We start from the raw sequence: 4360 nt of genomic DNA, 5'->3' as shown, positions 1-4360 counted from the left end.
CAGCCCGGTAGCTCGTCAGGCTCATAACCTGAAGGTCACAGGTTCAAATCCTGTCCCCGCAACCAAATCCCTCTCGACCACCCGACCACCACCAAAAACCCGGCCCGCTCACGCGGACCGGGTTTTTGGTGTCTCAACACTGGATCTCGAAACCACTTCCGGAGGTCGCCTTGGTTCCAATGCCGGACTTCGCGCTTCTTTTCGGGGGAGGGGGGTCGGAACGCCGTCTGGGCTGTTCCGGTGTCAGACGGACACGGTCGCAATATTCCCGACTTGCAAGCGATCCAGATGATCGGCGGCGCCCGGTCGGGCGTATCGATGCCGGCTTTGCCCCACTGGCGCGCTGGCTCATCCGCGATACCGTGATTGTCGCGGCGCATATGCCATGATGCGACAAACTTCATCCCCGACCTAACCCTGAGCCGTTATTGGCCTGGGATCGCGAGACCGTTAAGGAGGGTCGGGGTACGCTGCAGGGCGTCTGGGGGGGAATGCGATGGATTTTGAAGCGAGCGGCACGGCCGACCGCCATCGGGGCTGACGAGCGCGCTTTGCGCCTCTCCGCTCGCCTCAACCGATCGCCCGTCTCCGGTGCGCGCCGTGCGCTGCCGGCGCTGACGCTCGCCGCAGCCCTGTCCGTGCCGCTGGGCGCGCTGCTTGCGGAGCCGGCGCGCGCCTTCGACCTGTTCGGTCTGTTCGGCTCGGAACCCGAGCCGCCGGCGCCCAGCGCGACGGCGTTGCCCTATGCGGTCCGCATCACGGGGACGGACGATTCCGACGTCCTCCAGGCGCTTCAGGACATTTCGACCCTGTATCGGCTGCGCCAGGATCCGCCGCCGGACGGGGAGGGGCTGCTGCGCCGGGCCGAGGTGGACCTGCCCAAGCTCGCCGACGTGCTCTCGGGCTACGGCTATTATCAAGGCACGGCCGCGATCCGGATCGACTCGGTTCCGGTGGCGGGGCAGGCCGGTCCCGCGGCCGCCGTGGGGGCCGCCGAACGGTGGCGCAACCGTGGCCTGGTGCCGGTGCGGATCGCGGTGGATCTCGGGCCGCTCTACACCTTGCGCCGGATCACGGTGCGGGATCGTGCGGGCCGACCGTTCCCGGAGGCGGTGCTGCCGCCGCGGATCACCCGGGTGGACGACGACGTTCCGGCCCGGTCGGCCACGGTGCTGGCCCGGGAAGCCCGGATCGTCGACCAGTTCCGGGCGCAGGGGCACCCCTTCGCCAAGGTGGTGGCGCGCGACCCGGTGGTGGACGACACCGCTCACGTCATGGATGTGACCTTCACGGTGGAGCCCGGCCCCGTCGCCGGGCTGGGGCCGGTGGCGGTCAGCGGTGCGCCGGGGATCGACCCGGCGACGATCCGGTCCTTCATCTATGCGGAGCCCGGGGACCCGTATTCGCCCCAGGCCGTGGCGGCGATCCGCCGATCGCTGACGCGCGTCGAGGCGATCGGCGCGGCGCGGATCCGCGAAGGTACGGCGCTCGACGCCGACGGAAACCTGCCGCTCTTCGCAGAACTGAGCGAACGCGAGCGCAATCTCGTCGGCGTCTCCGCGCGGTATTCCACCGTCGATGGGCCCGGCGTGCGCGCGTACTACGCCAACCGCAACCTGTTCGGCGGCGGCGAGACGTTCCGGCTCGATGCCGACATCTACTACCTCGGGTTGGGCAACGACCCGTTCGCAACCCAGCGCAAGATCGCCGGGATCGGCACCAACGGATTGGGCGGGCGCCTGTCGGCGACCTACGTTCAGCCTGCGCTCGGCGGCACCCGCAACGACTTCCTGGCCAACGCCTTCATCACCCGCGAGGTGCAGCAGAGCTACCTGGTCGATGGCGGCGGGGTCTCGGGCGCGATCCGGCATCGGTTCTCCGACACGTTCTCGGCGCAGATCGGGCTGGACGCGCAGGCCGGGCGCTCGAAGGACGCCCTCGGTACGGTCAATTACCGGCTGATCGGCGTGCCGGCCTCGGTGACCTACGATTCCACCGACAGCCTGCTCGATCCCACCGAGGGGTTCCGGGCGATCGCGTCGCTCGCCGCCTATCCCGGGGCGATCTCGTCGCCCGGGATCGTCGTCGCGAAGGCGCAGGGCTCGACCTATTATTCGCTGGACGACGAATCCCGCTACATTCTCGCCGGGCGGATCGGCTTCGGCTCGGTTTCGGGCGCGCCGCTCGGGGACATCCCGGACAATTTCCGGTTCTTCGCGGGCGGCGGCGGCTCGGTGCGCGGCTACCCGTACCGGACGCTCGGGCCGATCGGTCCGTTCAACTTGCCGATCGGCGGCCGCAGCCTGCTGGAGGCGTCGATCGAAGCGCGGATCAAGATCACCGACACGATCGGGGTGGTGCCGTTCTTCGATGCGGGCACCGCCTTCGCCTCGGCCCTGCCGGATTTCGATGAGAAGATCCGGAAATCGGTGGGCATCGGGCTGCGCTACTACACCGGCATCGGCCCGATCCGCGCCGATCTCGCTTTCCCGCTCGATCCCTACAAGGGCGGCCATGTCCGCCCGGCTGTTCTGTATCTCAGCCTGGGGCAGGCGTTCTGAATGGCAGATTTTTTTGGAGGTCGGGGCGGATCCGGACGCTCTCCCTCTCCCCTCTGCGGGGGAGGGTGGGCCGGCCGTCAGGCCGGGTCGGGAGAGGGACAGCGAGACGGCGCAGGATTTCACGCCCATCGCGTCATCTCCGGAGGCGTCGCTCCCCTTTCCCGCCCCCCTTCGGGGGCCACCTTCCCCCGCAAAAGGAGGAGGGGCGCCGCGCGGGTCCTGATCGCCCTGTGCCTGATTCTGGGATGCGCGATCTTCTCCGTCGCTCCGAACACGACCCACGCCGACGACGGCGAGAAAACCGTGCTCGGCGGGCTCCTGTCCCGGGCGCTCTCGACACCGTCGTCGCGCGTGGCGATCGGGGCGGTGGACGGGGCCCTGTCCTCGGACGCCACGATCCGCGACGTGGCGGTGAGCGACCGCGACGGCGTATGGCTCAAGCTCGACCGGGCCCGGATCGTCTGGCGGCGGCTGGCGCTGCTGTCGGGCCGGCTCGAGGTGGACAGCCTGGAGATCGGGCGGATCGAAGTGCTGCGCCGGCCGATTCCCGGCCCGACCCCGCCGGAGGCCAAGCCGGACGGCAAGCTGCTGCCGGACCTGCCCGTGAAGGTCGAGATCAAGGGCTTCAAGCTGGCCGAGCTGGTGCTGGGCGAGCCCGTGGCCGGTCAGCCGGCGCGGCTCTCGGCCGAGGGCAAGGCGCGGCTCGGGGCGGCAAGCGAGGGGCTCGATCTGCAGGCCCGGGCTCAGCGCCTGGACGCGGCCGGGCGCTTCCTGCTGTCGCTGGTCTACGTGCCGCAGGGCGACCGCCTGGAGCTGAAGGCCAACCTGGTCGAGCCGGCGGGCGGGCTGCTGTCCAAGGCGGCCAACGTCCCCGGCACGCCGCCGATCGATTTCGACCTCGTCGGCACCGGCACGCTGGATGCCTGGAACGCCCATCTCGATTTCACCGCCGGCCCGGATATCGGCGCCAAGGGCGGCGCCAAGATCTCCCGGATCGGTGCCGAGCGTCGGCTGGCCCTGGACCTCGCGGCCCGGATCGAGGGCCTCGTGCCCGGTCCGGCCGCATCGGTCTTCGCCGGCACGACCAAGCTCGACGGCGGCTTCGCCTTCGCGGATAGCGGCGCCTTCCGGATCGACCGGCTGGAGTTGACCTCGCGGACCGCGCGGCTCGCCGCCAGCGGCAGCCTGACCAAGGACCGGATCGCAGACCTGACGCTCCAGGCCCGCGCGCTGCCCACCGAGGGCGCGGTGACCAAGGCCGGCGAGGCCGAGATCGGCACGCTGGTTTTCGACGGCAGCGTGAAGGGGCCGCTCGCCGCGCCGACGGTGCGGGGGACCCTCGACGCGGCCGGCCTGCGCAGCCGGGATTCCAGCCTTGACCGGATCGAGGCGCGCCTCGGGGTCGATCCCCAGGGCGATCCGTCCGCCCAGCGTTTTTCCATCACGGCGGACGGCAAGGTCGACGGCCTGCGGTTGGCGGACCCGGCCCTGCGTCGCGCTCTCGGCAGCCGCGCGCAACTGACCCTGCGGGCGGCCTCCGGGCCGGACGGGGTGATCGACGTGTCGAGCCTCCGGATCGAATCCGACACCGCCAAGGCGAGCTACGCCGGACGGGTCGGACAGAACACGCTGACCGGCATCCTCGACGCCGCGCTGCCGGACCGGCTGGAAGGGGCGATGGCTCGCCCGGTTCAAGGCGCTGCTGGCCGAATCCCTGCCGTACTGCACCGTGCGCTACGCGTTCTGAACTCCGGGCCCGGCGGCGCGTTGGCGCGCGGGTTCAGGAAAAGGCGCAGGGT

General features: G+C 70.5%; 1 protein-coding gene and 1 pseudogene. Both read left to right on the top strand.

The window, feature by feature from the left end:
* The first annotated feature begins 614 nt into the window (after positions 1-614).
* Entirely contained in the window at positions 615-2561 is a 1947-nt protein-coding gene (locus FV228_RS21555) for a BamA/TamA family outer membrane protein (protein ID WP_187277854.1), read from the top strand.
* A gap of 228 nt (positions 2562-2789) precedes the next feature.
* Positions 2790-4223 (top strand): annotated as a pseudogene (locus FV228_RS21550) (hypothetical protein); the annotation flags it as partial.
* Between the last annotated feature and the right edge of the window lie 137 nt (positions 4224-4360).

The sequence above is a fragment of the Methylobacterium sp. WL18 genome (genome assembly GCF_008040015.1).
Taxonomy (GTDB): domain Bacteria; phylum Pseudomonadota; class Alphaproteobacteria; order Rhizobiales; family Beijerinckiaceae; genus Methylobacterium; species Methylobacterium mesophilicum.
Note: the sequence above shows the minus strand (reverse complement) of the source record. Positions and strands in the feature narration are given on the sequence as shown.